The organism is Sphingomonas echinoides ATCC 14820 (assembly GCF_000241465.1).
Classification (GTDB): Bacteria; Pseudomonadota; Alphaproteobacteria; order Sphingomonadales; family Sphingomonadaceae; genus Sphingomonas; species Sphingomonas echinoides.
On the sequence record NZ_JH584235.1, the window covers coordinates 58,741 to 76,363 of the forward strand.

Consider the following 17,623-nt stretch of genomic DNA (forward strand, 5'->3'; position numbering starts at 1 on the left):
CGGGGAGTTCAGAGCCGCATCCCGTTGATCATCCGCGGTTCGGGAAAGCTGTGGTCGGTTCGGCTCGGGCGCGGATGGTTGAGCGACAAGGCGCGTCCTTCGTCGCGCAGGCGGTGCACAGCGTCCGGCCAATCGGGTAGCGCGCTGCCCGGCTGCGTCCAATGCGCCACGCTCGCCTCGTCGCCCCATTCGGCCAGCAGCGGCGCGGCCTTCCGGTGTGCGCCGCTCCCGCCATAAGCGCGCATTGCCGGTTCGTCGCGCCAGACCGACAGGGTCCAGAACGCATGATCCGAATCCCGCTGGACGGCACCGGCGAGGAACCCGTCAGCCTTGCGGATCTGTGCAATCGTCCGGTTCGCATGGAGCATGAAGAACGGGAGGAACCGCACCGAGCGCAGGCGAAAGCGGGTCACGCTGACCAAGGTCGTGGCGGCGGTCACAGGGTCACCACCAGCTTGGTCGCCGAAACGCCCTGGCGCTGGCGTTCGAGCGCGACGGGAATCTGTGCAAGGCCAGTGCCGACCACCGTCGGTGCAGGCGCGGCCACGAACCGGCCCTCGGCCAACGCGGCGGGCAGGAACGCCTCGAAGATTATCGGACCCACTTCGTTGGCGATCAGCGCGCTGCCCCAGATCATCTTGGTGCGGACTTTGCGGCGACGCGCTTTACGGGCCAGGGCGAGGGTGCCGATCAGCATCCGCACGAGCGCAGGCACGAGATGGAGCAACCGGCTGCGGCCGCGGGGCACGTTGTCCCACGACGTCGGCGGCGTTGCCATCGCCACGAACCGATTGCCCTTGCAGGCACCGACAATCTCGATGCACGCGGCGGCGGAGCCCGGCCCGATCGCCAGCGCACCGACGATTTCCCGCCCGCGCAAGGCGCTGACAATATCGGCGAGGACGGTCTTGGAGCGATAATCAAAGACCTGGCGCGCGCCCAACCGCTTTACATAGTCGAAATTCCGCGGCGAGGCGGTCGTCACCACATCATATCCGGCCGCGACCGCAAGCTGGATTGCATTGCTGCCAACACTGGTCGATCCGCCCCAGACGAGCAGCGTTTTGCGCGCAGGTGTGGCCGCCCCCGATGGTGGGTTCATCGCCAGGAAGTCTTTCTGAAACATCCCGCAGGCAGCCGTGGAGATGCCGAGCGGAAGGACGGCGGCTTCCTCATACGTCATTGCCGCAGGGATCGGTGCCGCCATGTGGGCGAGCACCACGACAAACGCCTGAAAGCCGCCCTCAGCGGCGCGATTGCGCTGCTGATCGGAGCCCGCAGCGTAACCGACCACACGGTCTCCGACTGCAAAGCGCGTTACGCCGCTGCCGACCTCGACAACGTCGCCAGCGATGTCGGAACCGACAATGAAAGGGTAGGCGGTCCACGGTGTGAAGAGGTCGCCCAGCGTCTGCTGCAGCCGATCCATCGGATTGACGGCGACGGCCCGGACCCGGACGACGATTTCACCGGCCTCGGCGGCGGTATAGGGGGCGGCACCAACCGTGAACGGCGCGCGCTTCGCGTTGAGCCATAGGGCTTCATTCTCGACCATGACGATACCTCCTGATGCGGTGCTGGGCGTTGCTGCCGCCACTGGAAATATGAGAGCGATGTTGTACTATCCATGCTGCAGCGTCGCCAATTTCATCGTGATCGTCCAGGAGTAGCTATGGATCCTCTTTCCGACATCCTCTCCTTGCTCAAGCCGAACAGTTACGGGTTCCGCGGGCTCGATGCGGGGGGAGCTTGGGCGCTTTCGTTCGGGGCGGACGACAGCATCCGGTGCTATGCGGTCCAGTCGGGGGCATGCTGGCTTGCGCTCGACGGCACGGCCGAGCCTGTCCGGCTCGCGGCCGGCGATTTCGTGCTGCTGCCCGGGGGAAAGGGGTACCGGCTGTACAGCACGGCCGAGGCACCGGTCACAGATGCCTTCCGCTTCTTTCCGGCGGTGCCTGCGGGTGAGACCGCAGTCCTGAATGGCGGCGGCGGCGTCCTGGGTGTGGGCGGGTATTTCGGCTTCGAGGGCATGCACGCCGAACTGCTGCTCGGCATGCTGCCGTCGATCGTCCATGTTCGTGCCGAAGCCAATAAGGCGGCGTTGCGCTCATCGATCGATCGGCTGATGGGCGAACTCAGGGAGCCTAAGCCAGGCAGTGCTTTGCTTGCCGAGCACCTTGTCCAGGCGCTCCTGATCGAAGCGCTGCGGCTGCATTTGGCCGAGCATTCGCGCCACCGCAGCGGCTGGTTGTTCGCGCTGGCCGACCGACAGATGAGCGCGGTGATTGGGGCGATGCACGCCGAGCCGGGGCGCAAATGGACCTTGGAGTCGCTGGCAAAAGTGGCGGGCCTGTCACGATCGAGCTTCGCTGTGCGGTTCAAGGCGACCGTGGGCGAGCCGGCGATGGATTATCTCACCCGCTGGCGGATGATGATCGCGTCCGATCGACTCGCCAATGGCGGGATGCCGATCGCGCTGGTCGCGCCGACCGTCGGCTATGAGTCGGAAAGCGCGTTCGGTGCCGCCTTCAAACGCGTTATGGGCTATTCGCCCAGGCAGTTTGCGAGGGCTGCCGCGCCGTGAGGTCTCGCGAAACGCCCGCATGCGGATCCAGGCGTTGTGCCGCTTCACACCGGGAAGGGGCGATCCCGATTGCGGCCCGCCTGTAACACGCTAGAACTTTCGCATGGGAGCCTCTGAGCGCACACATCGTCTATTTCGTCACGACTGGAAGATTGCGACCAATGCAGTGCGCGCCACCTTCGCGGCCTGGCAGGATCGTCTGGTCGCGGCGATCCTGCTGCTGATGGCCGTGGCTGGCTTGCGAAACGGGTTCGCCGATCTGCCCTGGTTGACCGCACTCTGGGCGGGGGGCGCGGTCAGCCTTGGCGTTGGCATGGCGGCGGGTCGCCTTGTCCTGGCGCGGCTCGCATTCCATGCTTTTGACGGGTTGCTCGCGGCAGACGCTCTGCAACTGCCCTTTCGCCGCCGGTATATCGGTGCCTGGCACGGCATTGGGATTGTGATGCTGTCGGGGATCACGCTGATCGTCAGGCCCTCGCTGCTGATCGTCAGTGTGCCCGCTTACCTTGTCGGCGCGCTGATGGCCGGGCTGACCGCTGCCGTTGCCATGCCGCTGCGCATCCTCGATGCCACACGGCCGAATTGGTCTGTCCGTGCCTGGTTGCGCCATCCAAGCGCTGGGGTGGCAGCGGCTATCATCCTGCTGCTCGTGTTGCTGCAGGCACGGACGCTTGGCCCCAACGTGGCGCTGGCATATGCTGGCGTTGGCACCGTGGTGCTTACCCTGGCGCTGACCGATGTCGATGAGAGCGCCGTCCGCTTCATGACGATTGCCGGATACGGATCGGGACGGATCGTGCTTCGCCTGTCGCGGACGCTGGTGTCGTTCGTCGCGGTGGCGGTGCCGGGGTGCTGGTTGATATTGGGGGCAGCCCCAGCCGGTATTGTCGCCGCCGCTTCGGCCCTGATGTTCGGGCTTATGGCAATGCGCGTGCTTGCCTATCGCCTTCATGGCAAGCGGTTCGCGGATGTTCTGGTGCTTGTTCTCGCCGGGCTGCTCCTGCTGGTCGGCTATGCCATTCCGTTTGCGTTGCCGGTCATCGCCCTCGCCGTGTTTTGGCATTTGCAGCACCGGGCGGCCGCGAAGACGTGGCTGCTGGTATGAACCCGGCCGTTCTTCTCGCCGGGGCAGCCGTCGATCGGAACGGGCAGCGTGTCGTCCAGGAGGTCGATCTGACCGTGACGCGTGGGTCGTGGTTCGGTGTCATCGGTGCCAATGGCTCGGGCAAGACGAGCCTGTTGCGGGCGCTGGCCGGCCGACTACCGTTCGCTGCCGGATCGTGTCTGGTCGAGGATGAAGACCTGTCCGCAGATCGGGCCGGGCGGGCGCAGCGCTTCGGCTTTTCTCCTCCGGCCGACGCGCTGCCGGAGGCGTTGCGGGCGCGCGATGTGCTCGAGCTGATCGGGGGCGATCTTGATGCCGTCCGCGCGCGTTTGGGCGCGTTGCAGGCCGCATTGGGCCTCGCCCCGCTGCTCGACCGCTGGATCGGCGACTGTTCAGCCGGAATGCGGCAGCGCATTGCGATCGCTGCCGCGTTCGCGGGCGGACACGCGCTGGTGATCCTGGACGAGCCGTTCAACTGGCTCGACCCGGTGGCAATGTTCGACCTGCGCGAGACGTTACGCGGCATGGTCGATAACGGTCTGACGCTGGTAACCGCGCTGCATGACCTTGCGACCCTGGCCACGGCCTGCAATGCCGGGCTCATGCTCGCCGATGGGCAAGTGGCGATGACGCTGGACGAGGACATGCTTCAAGCCGCTGCGCGCGATCCGCTGGCATTCGAGCGGCGGACAATCGACCTGCTGCGATCGTGAGGCTATTTTGACCGCCAAGACCCAGCGTCGTCGTGCCTCACCCGATGCCGTCCAGTTTGGCGATAGCGTCGGCGGGCAACGTCAGCGACGCCACGGCGAGGTTCTCGTGCAGATGCGCCACCGACGATGTGCCGGGGATCAGCAGGATGTTGGGTGACCGCTGCAGCAGCCAGGCGAGCGCGACTTGCATGACCGTCCAGCCCAGTTGCGCCGCCACGTCCGATAGCGCCGTCGATTGGAGCGGGTTGAAACCGCCGAGCGGGAAGAAGGGGACATAGGCGATGCCCTCGGCAGCGAGTGCGTCGATAAAGGCGTCGTCCGTGCGGTGCGCGAGATTGTACTGGTTCTGGACGCAGACGATCTCGGCGATGCCCCGCGCTTGCGCATATTGGGTCGGCGTCACATTGCTGAGCCCGATATGCTTGACCAGGCCCTGGCGTTGCAGATCCGCGAGCGCCTCCAGCGGCCGCGCGAGCGAGCCTTCCGCCGGGCCGTGGATGTCGAACATCAGCCGCAGGTTCACGACATCGAGCGCCTCCAGCCCGAGATTTTCGAGATTGTCCTCCACCGCGCGCGCCAATTCGCCGGGTTCGAGCGCCGGGTGCCATGCGGCATCGTCGCTGCGGCGCGCGCCGACCTTGGTCACGATTAGCAAGTCGTCCGGATAGGGTGCCAGCGCCTCGCGAAGCAGCCGGTTGGTGATGTGCGGGCCGTAAAAGTCGCTGGTGTCGATGTGGTTGACGCCAGCTTCCACTGCAGCGCGGAGCACGGCCAGCGCCTGTTGATGATCGCGGGGTGGACCGAACACACCCGGGCCAGCGAGTTGCATCGCGCCATAGCCGAGCCGCTGCACGGTGAGGCCGGCGAAGGAATAGGTGTCGGTTGGGTCGGTCATCGTCTGTCTCCAATGCTGATGGCGAGATAGACCTTGCGGATCATCACGATAAGCTGAAGGTATTCGCACGGGCTGTACGGAAAACCGAACAATGAAAGCCGACCTTGCCGATCTCAATGCCTTCCTGGCGGTCGCGCGGGCGCGCGGCTTTCGCGATGCCGCGCGTGCTGCCGGGGGCAGCGCCTCCACGCTCAGCGAGGCGGTGCGTCGCCTCGAAGAGCGGCTCGGCGTACGGCTGCTCCATCGCACCACGCGCAGCGTCACCCCGACCGAGGCGGGGCAACGGCTGATCGAGCGGCTGGCCCCCGCGCTCGGCGAAGTGGAGGCGGCGCTGGACGTCGTGAATCTGTTTCGCGATCGTCCGGCGGGCACGCTGCGCCTCAACGTGCCCGTCAGCGCGGCGCGGCTGGTGCTGCCGACGATCCTGCCCGGCTTCCTTGCCGCCTATCCCGACATTCAGGTCGAGATCGTCGCCGAGGACGGGTTTGTCGACATGGTGGCATCGGGATGCGACGCCGGCATCCGCTATGACGAGCGGCTGGAGCAGGACATGATCGCGGTGCCGATTGGCCCACGCGTGCAGCGTTTCGCAACCGCTGCCGCCCCCGCCTATCTCGACGCGCATGGCCGCCCCGGCCACCCGCGCGACTTGCTGAACCATGCCTGCCTGCGTGGCCGCTTTACCAGCGGCGCGCTGACCAGCCCGTGGGAATTCGAGCGCGACGGGGAGATCGTGCGGATCGAGCCGCAGGGCCCGCTCATCGCGAGCGTCGCCGGTGCGGCCGATTTGCTGGTCGACATGGCGGTCGCGGGCAGCGGGATCGTGTCGCTGTTTGAGGATTGGCTACGACCGTCGATCGAGCGCGGCGCGTTGCAGCCGGTGTTGCCGGACTGGTGGCAGTCCTTCTCCGGTCCGTTTCTCTATTATTCGGGCCGTCGCTTGGTGCCGCCGCCACTCCGCGCTTTTCTCGACTTCATCCGCCGTTAGCAAGCCGGTGCCGAGAGACTGGTTGCGGCGTACATGCTGGAAACCCGTTCTCAATCGACTTGCACGCGCGTTTGGCGCGGACGCGTGTCTGCTTACAACAGCATAGGGTATTTGATCGTTTCGATACGCTAGCCTAGACGCAGTGCTCGTACGTCCCGCATCATTAGGCGCATCCCATGATAGCTCCGCCCCTGCCACCCTCGTCCGGCGACGTGACGACGATCGCAAGCCTTGTCGATCTGGCGCAGGCCGCTGGTACCTCGGTCTCGACCGCATCGCGCGCGCTGTCGGGCCATTCGTCGGTCAATGAAAAGACCCGCCTGCGCATCCAAAAACTCGCCGACGCGCACGGCTTTCAACCCAACCGGCTCGCCCGCAACTTGCGGTTGCAGCGTACGCAATCGATCGGTCTGGTGCTGCCGCTCGGGCATGAGGCGGGGCAGCACCTGTCCGACCCGTTTTTCCTGTCGCTGCTGGGTCATCTGGCGGATGGGCTGACGGAGCGGGGCTACGATTTGGTTCTCTCGCGGGTGATCCCGCATGATGGCACCTGGCTTGACCGGCTGGTCGATAGCGGACGGATCGATGGACTGATCCTGATCGGCCAGTCCGACCAGAGCGCCGTGATCGACAAAGTCGCGGCACGCTATGCCCCGATCGTGGTGTGGGGCGCGCGCCTTCCGGGACAACGCTATCTGACGGTCGGATCGGACAATCGACTGGGCGGAGCACGCGCAGCCGAGCATCTGATTGCGATTGGCCGCCGCCGACTCCTGTATCTTGGCAATGCGAGCGCGCCCGAGTTCGCGGAGCGGCTCGCCGGATTTCAGGATGCGGTGTCGCGGGCCGGCCCCGGCGTGGCAGCAGCGGCGCTGGACCTGCACATGACGCCCGACGCAGCCCATCTTGCGATCGCCAAATATCTCACCGGCCATCCCGCACCCGATGCGATTTTCGCGGCATCCGATGTGGTCGCGATGAGCGCCTTGCGGGCGTTGCGCGAGCGCGGTCTGAGCGTGCCACAGGACGTCGCCGTGGTCGGCTATGATGATGTGACGCTGGCGGCGCACACCGCCCCGGCATTGACGACCATCCGCCAGGATCTGGTGGTCGGTGCCAAAGCGCTGATCGAGATCCTGTTCCGCCGGATTGCGGGCGAGCCGGCGCAATCGCTGCAACTGGACCCGCAACTGATTGTGCGCGGGTCGAGCGTGGCCTGACGTCAGGCGGCTGGCGTGACCGTTCGCGCGGGCGTGACCCGCATCGTCGCCAGCGCGGCGGCGAGCATCAGCGCGCCGCTGAGATACAGCACGTTGCGCGGGTCGCCCCGCAGCACGCCATTGTACAGCAAGGGCAGCGTCAGGCTCTGGATCATCATCGGCACAACGATGAACATGTTGAAGATGCCCATATATACGCCCGTTCGCGCCGGTGGGATCGAATCTGCGAGCATGATGTACGGGTTCCCCATCAGGCTCGCCCAACCCAGACCGATGCCGATCATCGGCAAGAACAGCCAGTTTTGTGTGGTGATTCCGGGGATCGTCAGCATCGCAGCGCCCGCCGCCAGCATACACAGCGCATGGATATTGCGCGCGCCCCACGCCCGCGTCACCGGCACCAGCGCAAAGGCACCGACAAAGGCGATGAAATTGTAAAATCCGCCAAGCTGGCCGGTCGCCAGCGCGGCGGCGCGGAAGCCGGGGGAGGCGGGGTCGCTCGTGCCGTGGAGCGAGCGCGCCAGCGAAAAGGTGATGTACTGCCAGTAACAGAACATCGCATACCATTGGAACAGCATCGCCACGGCCAATTGTCGCATCGTCGGCGGCATTTCCCGGATCGCGTCGCCAATCTCGCGCAGCGTGTTTCGGGCCGATAGCGGGGTACGGCGCAACTCGGCAATCTGGGCCGGCGTCAGGGGAAGCTCGCGGACCGACAGAACCGACCACAGGATCGTCGAAAGGGACAGCACCGCACCGATCAGAAAGGCGGCTTTCGTGATGTGCGGAATGCCGTTCAGGTCGACGGCATCGCGGCTCATTCCCGCATATACCAGGATGGAAGGCGCGAGGTAGGCCAGCGTTTGCGCAAGGCCGGTAAAGGCGCTCTGGGTCAAGAACCCGATCGGTCGCTGCTTTGCATCGAGCCGGTCGCCGACATAGGCGCGGTAAGGTTCCATCGTCACATTGTTGGCCGCGTCCAACACCCACAGCAACGCGGCGGCCACCCACAGCGTCGGGCTGTACGGCATGGCGAGAAGCCCTAGGCTGCACAGGATTGCGCCGATCAGGAAATAGGGTGTGCGTCGCCCGAAGCGGCTGATGGTCCGGTCGCTGAGCGCGCCGATGAGCGGCTGCACCAGCAGCCCGGTCATCGGGCCTGCCAGCCACAGCAACGGCATCGCCGCCTCGCTGGCCCCGAGGTAACTGTAGATCGGCCCCATATTGCTTTGCTGCAGGCCGAAGCTGAACTGGAGCCCGAAAAAGCCGATATTCATTTGGAAGATGCGCGCCAAGGAAAGGCGCGGCTTGCGCGCCCCTGCGGACGCGTTGCCCGTGCTGTCATCCGCCTTCTGGTGCATCGCCCTCTCCAACCTGTTCGTGACAGCCTGTCTTTCGGCGGTCGCTACCATCGATCCAAACTTTTCACAAACGATTGCGAAAAATTATTGCAATCGATTGCGAAGCGATTATGAGCATCCCTCAAGCCGCAATACAGCGGACACTAGGAGGGGTTATCATGAAGCTTGCAACGCTTTTGCTCGCCGGTACGGCTTTGGCGTGTCTGCCGCGGGTCGCACTCGCGCAGAGTTCCGTGCCAGCGCCGGAAGCGGCCGTCGAGCCCGAGGGCAAGACCGATGCTGCCGATATCATTGTGACAGGCACCGCTCGGCCCGAGCGCCGTTTGACGACCAGCATCTCCATCAGCGCGGTCGACTCTCAGGAAATCGCCAAGCTCGCGCCAATGGGCAGCGCCGACCTGTTGCGCAACATTCCGGGCTTGCGCGCGGAATCTTCAGGCGGCGAAAGCAACGCCAACATCGCGGTCCGCGGTTTGCCGGCGGCAAGCGGTGGCGGCAAGTTCGTCCAATTTCAGGAAGACGGCCTGCCGGTGCTGGATTTCGGCGATATCGCCTTCGCGACCGCCGACACCTTCGTCCGCCCCGACTATAGCGTCTCGCGCGTCGAAGTGGTGCGCGGCGGTTCCGCCTCGACCTTCACCAGCAACGCGCCGGGCGCGATCATCAATTTCATCAGCAAAACCGGTGACGTGGCTGGCGGAACGGTCGGCATCACCAAGGGGCTTGATTTCAACCGTACCCGGATCGACGCCGATTATGGCGCGCCCCTTGGTGAAGGGTGGCGGTTTCATGTTGGCGGGTTCTACCGCGTCGGCAATGGCGTCCGGAACGCCGATTATACGTCGGAGCGCGGCGGCCAAATCAAGGGCAACGTCACCAAGACATTCGCCAACGGCTTCATCCGGCTGAACTTCAAATATCTCGACGATCGCTCGCCTATCTATGTCCCGACGCCCATTCGGGTGACCGGCACCGCTGCGAACCCGACCTATGCGTCCTTCCCCGGTTTTGACGTGCGGTCGGGAACGTCGCTGTCGCCCTATTTCCGCTCGGACATTGCGATTGGCAGTGGCGGGCAGCGGATCGTCTCCGATCTGGGCGACGGCTACCGCGTCAAGACGCGCGGCGGCGGTGCCGATGCGTCGTTCGATCTGGGCGGCGGCTGGCATATCGAGGACAAGTTCAACGTTGCGAGCAATTCGGGCAGCTTCGCCACCTCCTATCCGGGCCGGGTCGCGCCGCTGACCACCTTGATGAGCGAAATCGGCGGCGTAGGGGCCACCTTGCGCTATGCGAACGGGCCAAATGCGGGGCAGGTCATCGCCAACCCGGCGGGTCTCAATGGCAACGGCCTTGGCATCAACGCGCTGACCTTCGGGGTGACGCTGAACGATTTCACCAACGCCACCAACATCCTGACGCTGAACCGTGACTTCAGCGCCGGTGGCGGCACCGGCAATGTGACGGCCGGCTATTTCAAATCCTACCAGGCGATCCAGATGGATTGGCACTGGAACAGCTATCTTCAGGAAGTGAAGGGGCGCGATGCGGCGCTGCTGAACGTCTATAATGCGGCCGGTCAGTCGGTTACGCAAAACGGGCTCATCGCTTATGGCGAACCGGTGTTCGGCAATTGCTGCCAGCGTTATTACAATGTCGATTACAATATCGATGCCCCCTATCTGGCGGTGTCGTACAAAATAGGGAAATTGAATCTCGACGGGAGCGTCCGTTTCAACAGTTCCAGGGCGAGCGGATACTACGCGTCCAATAACGGACTGAGCGTGGTCGATGTGAACCAGGACGGCATTATTCAGACGCCGGAGCGCAGTGTGCCCGTGGTCAATCCCCAGGCATCGTCACCCGTCAACTATCGGAAGAACTATTTCACCTACTCGGTCGGTGCGAACTATGAGGTCATGCCGAGTCTGGCGCTCTTCGCACGCGTAAGCCGCGGTGCCCGGTTTAACGCGGACCGTATTCTCTTCGGTGGCGGCGTCAGGGCCGATGGCAGCGTCGCGGACGAAGTCGCGGTCAATTTCGTCAATCAGCAGGAAGCGGGCATAAAGTTCCGACGGGGCGGGGCCTATGTCAACCTGACGGCGTTCCGCGCGACCACGGCTGAAGCCAATGAAATCGTCATCCCGCAGCAAGCCATCATCAACAACAAATATCGGTCTTATGGCGTGGAATTCGAAGGCGGGGTCGATCGCGGTATTTTCCACCTTACGGCCGGTGCCACCTATACCCATGCCCGCATTACCGAGAGCCAGGTGACCCCGGCGCTGAACGGCAACATCCCGTATCGCCAGGCGGCCTTGATCTTCCAGGCAACGCCGTCGATCCGGACCGACCGGTTCGACATCGGCGCAAATGTCACCGGCACCACCTCGTCCTACGCGGCCGACGTCAACACGCTGAAAATGCCGGGGTATGTCATGACCAATGCCTTCGCCTCTTATGCGATAACGCCAGCGATCCGGCTTTCGGTGAACGTCCAGAACCTGTTCGACGTGATCGCGATTACCGAGGTCGGCCAGGTGCCGGACAGCGTGCCGACCGACGGCATCAATACCGCGCGCGCCTTCCCCGGGCGCAACATCAGCGCTACCGCGACGCTGCGTTTTTGATGCGCGGGCGAGCGTTTGCGGTGGCGGCGATGGCCACGGTGCTTGTGTCGGTTGGGGCGACGGCCAGGGCGGCAGCGATGGACGAGACCGTCGTCGTTCCGCCGCGGCCTTTGCCCGTCCCGAAAACGGTCAGCCCTGAATTACAGCGGCTGATCGGATCGCCCATGAACCCGAGCTGGGACCAGCACCCGGCATCGGCGGAGGCGTGGCGCGCTTTGGTCAAGACCTATGCGGCCGACATTGAAACGGTGTTGCCGGCGCTGATGGCCCGCGAAAAGGTCACGATCCGCGCCGACCGGATGAACGGCGTGCCGGTTTTCTGGGTCGAGCCAGAAACCGTGCCGTCCGAGAATCGGGGCCGCATTCTGCTCAACTTTCACGGCGGCGCGTATGTTTTCGCACCCGGCAAAGCCGGGCTACGCGATGCCATCTTGCTCGCCGGGCGTGGCTTTAGAGTGCTGAGCGTCGATTACCGCATGGCCCCGGACGCGCCGTATCCGGCCGCGATCGATGATGCCGAGGCGGTGTGGAAGGCGGTCGTCGCCCGATATCCCGCAAAGCGTGTCGGCGTGTTCGGATCGTCGACCGGCGGGGCGATGACACTGGCGCTGGTGGTGCGTGCGAAGGCGCATCACTTGCCACTGCCCGGTGCGCTTTGGGCGGGCACGCCGTGGGCGCAACTCGACAAGATCGGGGACAGCTATTTCACCAATGACCATGTCGACAATGCGCTGGTATCCTATGACGGGCTGCTGGGCGCGGCCGCACGGCTCTATGCCAACGGTCATGACATGGCCGACCCGGAGCTGTCGCCCGTCAATGCCGATTTCGCCGGCTTTCCGCCGACTTTGCTGACGACGGGCACGCGCGATCTCTTCCTGTCCAACACCATCAGGGTTCATCGCAAGCTGAAGCAGGCGGGGGTCGTCAGCGACTTGAACGTTTATGAGGGCTTGTCGCACGGCGATTTCGAACGCGATCCGGATTTGCTGGAATCGCGCGAAGTGTACGGCGAAGCTGCGGCCTTCTTCCGCCAAATGCTGGCCCGATGACCGAGACGTTACAGTCGGTGTTCGACCTGCTGGAACCACTCTACCAAGGCCATCCCGCCTGGCCGGTGGAGCGCGACCGTATCGCGGCGGCGGTGTCCGCCGCCGCCGAGGCCAGATCGCCGACCTTGCGCGCGCTGGACGCCGACCGGGCGGCGCATCCCGCCTGGTTCGGTGCGCCCGAAATGGTCGGCTACAGCTTCTATGTCGATCGGTTCGCCGGGACCCTCGCGGGGTTGCGACAGAGATTGCCCTGGCTCGAAGCGCTGGGCATCCGCTTGCTCCATCCCTTGCCCATGACATTGGGCCAGTCGGAGCACAGCGATGGCGGTTTTGCGGTTGCAGACTATCGCGCGATCGAGCCCGCGCTTGGCAGCCTGGACGACGTGCGGGCGCTGGCCGCCGATTTGCATGATCGCGGCATGGCGCTGGCGATGGACTGTGTGTTGAACCACACCGCGCGGGATCATCCCTGGGCGCAGGCCGCACTGGCGGGCGATCGCGAGATGCGCGGCTATTACCGCATTTTCGACGCCGCCGACGACGTCGCCGCCTGGGAGCGCGATCTGGACGAGGTGTTCCCTGATACCGCGCCGGGCAATTTCACGCATGAGCCCGCGCTCGGCGGGTGGGTTTGGACGAGTTTCTATCCGTTCCAATGGGATCTCGACTGGTCGAACCCCGCAGTCTTCCGCGAAATGCTCGATGTGTTGCTGTTCTGGTCGAACATCGGCGTGGATGCCTTTCGCCTCGATAGCGCGCCCTATCTGTGGAAGCGGCGCGGAAGCGTATCGCGCAACCTGCCGGAAACGCACAGGCTGGTTGCCGCGCTCCGCGCCGGTCTCGACATCGCTGCACCCGGTGTCGCGCTGCTGGCGGAGGCGATTGAGCGCACCGCCGACGTATTGCCCTATATCGAGCCCCAGGACGGCACACGCGCGGCGCAGCTTGCCTATCACAATGGCGTGATGGCGGCTTTATGGGTGGCGTTGGCGACGGGCGATGCGGCGATCGTCGGTGATCTGGTGCGCGATACCGTGCTGATCCGGCCCGATACCGCGTGGCTCACTTATCTACGCTGTCACGACGACATCATCTGGTCCGCGCTTAATGGGCGGGTGCCTGCCGACGCGCTGGATCGCATTTCGGATTTCTACACCGGCGCGGGCGGGTTCGGCGATGGCCGCCGTTTTCAGGCCCGACCTGGCGCGGCCGCCAGTACGGTCGGGATGCTCGCCTCGCTGGTTGGCACTGAGGGCCCGGAAGCGCTGGGCCGCTACCGCTTGCTGCTGGCCACCATGCTGGCGCTGCCGGGCATGCCGATGCTGTATATGGGCGACGAAATCGGGCTGCCCAACCATGTCGATCCCGCCGCGCCGGACGATGCGCGCTGGCTGCATCGGCCGCCAATGGACTGGTTACGCGCCGATGGCGCGGAGGAGGGCGAGGGCGCTGGCGCGGCATGGCTGGCGCTGACCAAATGGCTGCTCGCGGTGCGGGCCACGCTGCCCGCGTTCGACGCCAAGGCCGCTACAAAGGTGCACGGCGAAGTGCCGGGCCTGCTGGTCGTGTCGCGCGGCTCTGGCGGCGATACGGTCGTCCTTATCGCGAATTTCGGTGCGGTGCCGCAGGTGTTCCCCTTTGAGGGCCGATGGCAAGATGCGATTGAGGACCGTCCGATAGAGCGCGTGGTCGCGCCAGGGACCGTGCTCTGGGCGACGCGCTGCGTTTGAACGGCTGCTGGCCGTGGTCAGCCGCGGTCAGACACCGGCAACATGCGCTGCGATCAGTTCCTGCCGCGCCGCATCGAATTTTACGCGAAAGGCGGGGATCGCCATCAGCTTGCTGGCGACCAGCGTGCCAAGGACATGGCTGGCCTCCACGTCGGTCGGAAAGTGGACGCCGCAATATTCGCGGCTGGTCGCGTAATCGGCGGCGCGGTCGAGGATTTCGGCAGACCGCCCCGGCAGCAGGTGCGCGAGCACGAACCCGGTCGAATAGCCAAGCGTCGCATGGCCGCTCGGGTAGGATTTCAACGGCTTCCCGGTCTTTGCGCAGTTCGGGATGGAGGGATCGATGCCGAACGGGCGGGTGCGGTGGAAATAGAGCTTGGCGACATCGGCCGCAGCGTCGCCCTCTTCCTGAACCTCGCGCAGCAACGCCCAGGTCAAAGGCAAGGTCTCGAGCGTGACCCCGAGCGTGCGGTCGAACAGGGCGGGGGTCTCATGCGCGTCGTCCCAGCGCGCCTGATCGAGCCGCGCGGGGGGCGCAGCGGCGATCAGCGCGTGGATTTCGGCGAGCTCGCCACGCTCTTCAAGCGACCCCGGCGCGGGCGGTGCCGGAAGCACCAGCGTCGGCCGCAGCTCGTCCACCGTGAGATAGTGGAGGAGGTGCGGGGCGGCGATGCTTGGCGATCCGCCAAGCACCAGCGCCGCAGCAAGGAGCGCTGTTCCAAGATAGCGTTGCATGGGCGTCTCCCGGCGTGTGAAGGTTAGAACTTGATCCGGGCCGAAGCCAGGAACGAGCGCGGCGGCAGGTAGCTGAACTGGTCCTGTTGGCCGTAGCCGCTTTGATAGCCGCCCACGACCGGCGCGCCCGATGCGCTGTTCGAGATCGCGGTGACGGCACGGCTGTTGAACACGTTGTTCACCGTCACGCCGAGCCGCAAGCCGCCCTCAATTTCCTGGCTGATGGCGAATTCGCCGATGCTGTAGGGGCGGATGCGGTACAGGCGGTAGCCGGGGCTGCCATTATATTCGCTGGCATATTGCGGGCCGGTGAACTTCTGGTCGAACGACAGGCGGAAGCCGCCGTTATGATAGATGAAGCCGCCCGCTGCGGTCGAGAACGGGGCCTTGGCGAGCTGCGCGCCGGTCGTCACGCTATGCGCGTAATTGTACGATCCGTTGGTGAACAGCGTCAGCCCGTGCACCGGCATATAGCTGAGCGAGCCCTCGACGCCCTTATAGCGCACCTTCCCGATGTTGATGAGCAGGGTCTGGTCGCACCCGGTCGTGGTGCAGCTGCCGATCTTGTTATCGATGTTGATGACATAGCCATCGACGTCGACCGAGACCTTGTTGCCGTGCCACACCGAGCCGACCTGGTAATTGGTCGAGGTCTGCGGCTTGAGCGCATCAAGCGCGGTCGAGAGCGTGCCCGAGGCCGAGTAGAAGCTCGACAGATCGGGGACGTACATGCCCTGCGCATATTGGCCGTAGAACGACCAATTGCTCATCGCCATATAGTTGATCGTCGCGAAGGGCAGCGTCTTGGTCCAGGTCTGGCTGGTATAGAGCGGCAAACGCGTCTTCTGGTTGACCGGGGCGGCGATGCCGCGCTCGAAATGGACGTATTTCACGCCGGGCGTGATCGACAGGCCTTCGACCGGGTGGAATTCAAACTCGCCGAACAGCTGATACTGGTTCCAGTTCGAATGCTGGACGTAGCTGAGATTGGCCTGGTCGATCGAGGGCAGGGCAAGCTGTGCGGCGGTGCCGTTGCCGTTGTTGAACAGCTTCTCGCTGTAGCTGAAGGTGTTGGTGGTGCGGTCGAGATCGACCGTATGGCGGTCGGTTACGGCATGTTCATACCAGCCGCCGACGCGGATCTTGCCGAGCGCGAAGTCGTAATTGACCTGGCCGATATAGCCGAAGACGCGATATTTGTTGAGCTTGTTATAGCCCAGGATATCGGTCGCCGGACCCGGCACCGCTTTATAGGGCGACGCCGCTGTCCCAGCACCGCTAAACCCCGTCACAACCGAGCCGGTGTTCCCCGACAGCGTATTGTTGGTGTAACCGTACATATACCCGCGATTGTCGAGCGAGAAGCCCGAGCCGAGATCGCTCTGCAGGCGGACATAGGAGAAATCGGTGGTTTTGTCGGTGCGGTTATACTTCCAATAATCCTGCTGCGCCGGGTTGTTGCCGAGCGCGTAATTGCGGCCGTAGATCCCGACGTTCGAAGTCGCCGCGCAATTGTTGCCGGTCAGCTGCGTCAGCGGTTGGCCATCGGTGCCGAGCGCGGTGGTGCCGTTCGCGCCAACGCTGGCGCTGCCGCAGGTCGCGCCTTTCAGCACGTCCGACTGGTAATAATGGTTGCGGTTCCACGTGCTCATGATCGTCAGCGTGTTGTGGCTGCCGATCGGCGCGACGATCTTGCCGTAGAGGTTCTTCGAGCCGACCGGTGAGTAGGTCAGCGCGCCGTCGGACTGGAGATACTGGCCGGTCAGCACGATCCGTGCGCCGCCGAGCTTTTCGATGCTGCCCGACTGATATTCGGCGCGCCCGATAAAGGTGCTCCAATTCCCGATGAGCCCTTCGACCTGCGCGCTCTGCTGCTCGCTCGCGGCGCGCGAATACAGGTTGATGTTGCCGCCATAGGTCGCCTGGCCGAGCTGACTGGCATTGCCGGGGCCGCGATCGACGACGATCGTCTCGATCGTGTTGGATGGGAAGAACGATGTCGAATGGTGCGTCGGGTTGTTGGTGTCGGCAAAGGGGATCGAATCGTAGGTGACGTTATATTCGCCGTCCTGGAAGCCGCGGATCGTCGCTTTGGTCTCACTCAGGCCATAGCCATTGCCCGCGCCCGAGATCGACACGCTCGGCGTCAGGGCGATCAACTCGTTGAAATCGGCCGAGGCGGTGGTGTTGGCGATGTAGTCGCGGCTGACGGCGGCTTGCGGCTGCGTGGTGGCGAGCGAAACGGTGACTGGCGCGCTCTGCGCGGTCTTCGATCCGGTGACGATAATGTCGGACGAGGTCAGCGACTGCTTATCGTTCGCCTGACCCGCGCTGTTGGCGCTGGTTGCGGTCTGCCCGTCTTGCGGTGCTGCGGCGGGTGCCGGTGCAGGTGCGTCGGACGTCATCGCATGGGCCGGCAAGGCTACGCACAGAGCGACCCCGGCGAGCAGGGTCTGGCGGAAGGTCGCACGCATGAAAATGTCCCCAATAAAGAGCAGGTGCTCGGCGCGCGCTTCTGACGCTGCAACCGAGCGATCCGCGGTGGACCGTCCGGCCCCCGCGCTGCCTCGCCTTTAGGGTGTGGCCGTTACCGTCCCGTGGCTGTTCTGT

At 64.6% G+C, this 17,623-nt stretch carries 14 protein-coding genes; 8 read left to right on the plus strand and 6 right to left on the minus strand.

The annotated features are described in order from the left end of the window. Positions 1-8: 8 nt before the first annotated feature. Together ON00_RS00170 and ON00_RS00175 are read right to left on the minus strand one after the other, a co-directional pair. Positions 9-440 carry an antibiotic biosynthesis monooxygenase gene (locus ON00_RS00170; RefSeq protein WP_010402283.1) on the minus strand — a complete coding sequence of 144 codons (432 nt, stop codon included), beginning with the start codon at positions 438-440 and terminating at the stop codon, positions 9-11. Further along, positions 437-1,555 (minus strand): zinc-binding alcohol dehydrogenase family protein, encoded by a 1,119-nt coding sequence (locus tag ON00_RS00175; protein ID WP_010402284.1) that lies wholly within the window; start codon positions 1,553-1,555, stop codon positions 437-439. Before ON00_RS00175 ends, ON00_RS00170 begins: the two co-directional genes overlap by 4 nt. 117 nt (positions 1,556-1,672) lie before the next feature. Between ON00_RS00175 and ON00_RS00180 the strand changes: the two genes are divergently transcribed. The 3 genes from ON00_RS00180 (at position 1,673) to ON00_RS00190 (ending at position 4,402) form a co-directional block, all read left to right on the plus strand. After that, positions 1,673-2,584 carry an AraC family transcriptional regulator gene (locus ON00_RS00180; protein ID WP_010402285.1) on the plus strand — a complete coding sequence of 304 codons (912 nt, stop codon included), beginning with the start codon at positions 1,673-1,675 and terminating at the stop codon, positions 2,582-2,584. Between the two features lie 103 nt (positions 2,585-2,687). After that, positions 2,688-3,689, plus strand: coding sequence for a hypothetical protein (locus ON00_RS00185; protein ID WP_083834039.1), 1,002 nt, complete (start codon positions 2,688-2,690; stop codon positions 3,687-3,689). Beyond that, entirely contained in the window at positions 3,686-4,402 is a 717-nt protein-coding gene (locus ON00_RS00190; RefSeq protein WP_010402289.1) for an ATP-binding cassette domain-containing protein, read from the plus strand. The genes ON00_RS00185 and ON00_RS00190 overlap by 4 nt, the downstream gene beginning before the upstream one ends. A 37-nt stretch (positions 4,403-4,439) precedes the next feature. Here the strand turns inward: ON00_RS00190 and ON00_RS00195 are convergent, their stop codons facing one another. Continuing rightward, a complete protein-coding gene (locus tag ON00_RS00195; protein ID WP_010402292.1) occupies positions 4,440-5,297 on the minus strand; it encodes an aldo/keto reductase family oxidoreductase in 858 nt (285 codons plus the stop codon). 91 nt (positions 5,298-5,388) lie between these two features. Here ON00_RS00195 and ON00_RS00200 point away from each other — a divergent pair, with 91 nt between their 5' ends. Further along, positions 5,389-6,285 (plus strand): LysR family transcriptional regulator, encoded by an 897-nt coding sequence (locus ON00_RS00200; protein WP_010402293.1) that lies wholly within the window; start codon positions 5,389-5,391, stop codon positions 6,283-6,285. Between the two features lie 176 nt (positions 6,286-6,461). After that, positions 6,462-7,505 carry a LacI family DNA-binding transcriptional regulator gene (locus ON00_RS00205; RefSeq protein ID WP_010402295.1) on the plus strand — a complete coding sequence of 348 codons (1,044 nt, stop codon included), beginning with the start codon at positions 6,462-6,464 and terminating at the stop codon, positions 7,503-7,505. 2 nt (positions 7,506-7,507) lie between these two features. On the opposite strand, the gene ON00_RS00210 is transcribed toward ON00_RS00205, so the two are convergent. Then, positions 7,508-8,866 carry an MFS transporter gene (locus tag ON00_RS00210; RefSeq protein ID WP_010402296.1) on the minus strand — a complete coding sequence of 453 codons (1,359 nt, stop codon included), beginning with the start codon at positions 8,864-8,866 and terminating at the stop codon, positions 7,508-7,510. A 158-nt stretch (positions 8,867-9,024) separates the two neighbouring features. Here ON00_RS00210 and ON00_RS00215 point away from each other — a divergent pair, with 158 nt between their 5' ends. The 3 genes from ON00_RS00215 (at position 9,025) to ON00_RS00225 (ending at position 14,278) form a co-directional block, all read left to right on the plus strand. Further along, entirely contained in the window at positions 9,025-11,496 is a 2,472-nt protein-coding gene (locus tag ON00_RS00215) for a TonB-dependent siderophore receptor (RefSeq protein ID WP_010402297.1), read from the plus strand. A gap of 77 nt (positions 11,497-11,573) precedes the next feature. Next, positions 11,574-12,548, plus strand: a complete 975-nt coding sequence (locus ON00_RS00220) for an alpha/beta hydrolase (RefSeq protein WP_245535508.1) — start codon at positions 11,574-11,576, stop codon at positions 12,546-12,548. After that, entirely contained in the window at positions 12,545-14,278 is a 1,734-nt protein-coding gene (locus ON00_RS00225) for an alpha-amylase family glycosyl hydrolase (protein WP_010402299.1), read from the plus strand. Before ON00_RS00220 ends, ON00_RS00225 begins: the two co-directional genes overlap by 4 nt. Before the next feature lie 27 nt (positions 14,279-14,305). On the opposite strand, the gene ON00_RS00230 is transcribed toward ON00_RS00225, so the two are convergent. Continuing rightward, a complete protein-coding gene (locus tag ON00_RS00230) occupies positions 14,306-15,013 on the minus strand; it encodes an acid phosphatase (RefSeq protein ID WP_010402301.1) in 708 nt (235 codons plus the stop codon). A 23-nt stretch (positions 15,014-15,036) separates the two neighbouring features. After that, positions 15,037-17,487, minus strand: coding sequence for a TonB-dependent receptor (locus ON00_RS00235; protein WP_010402303.1), 2,451 nt, complete (start codon positions 17,485-17,487; stop codon positions 15,037-15,039). Between the last annotated feature and the right edge of the window lie 136 nt (positions 17,488-17,623).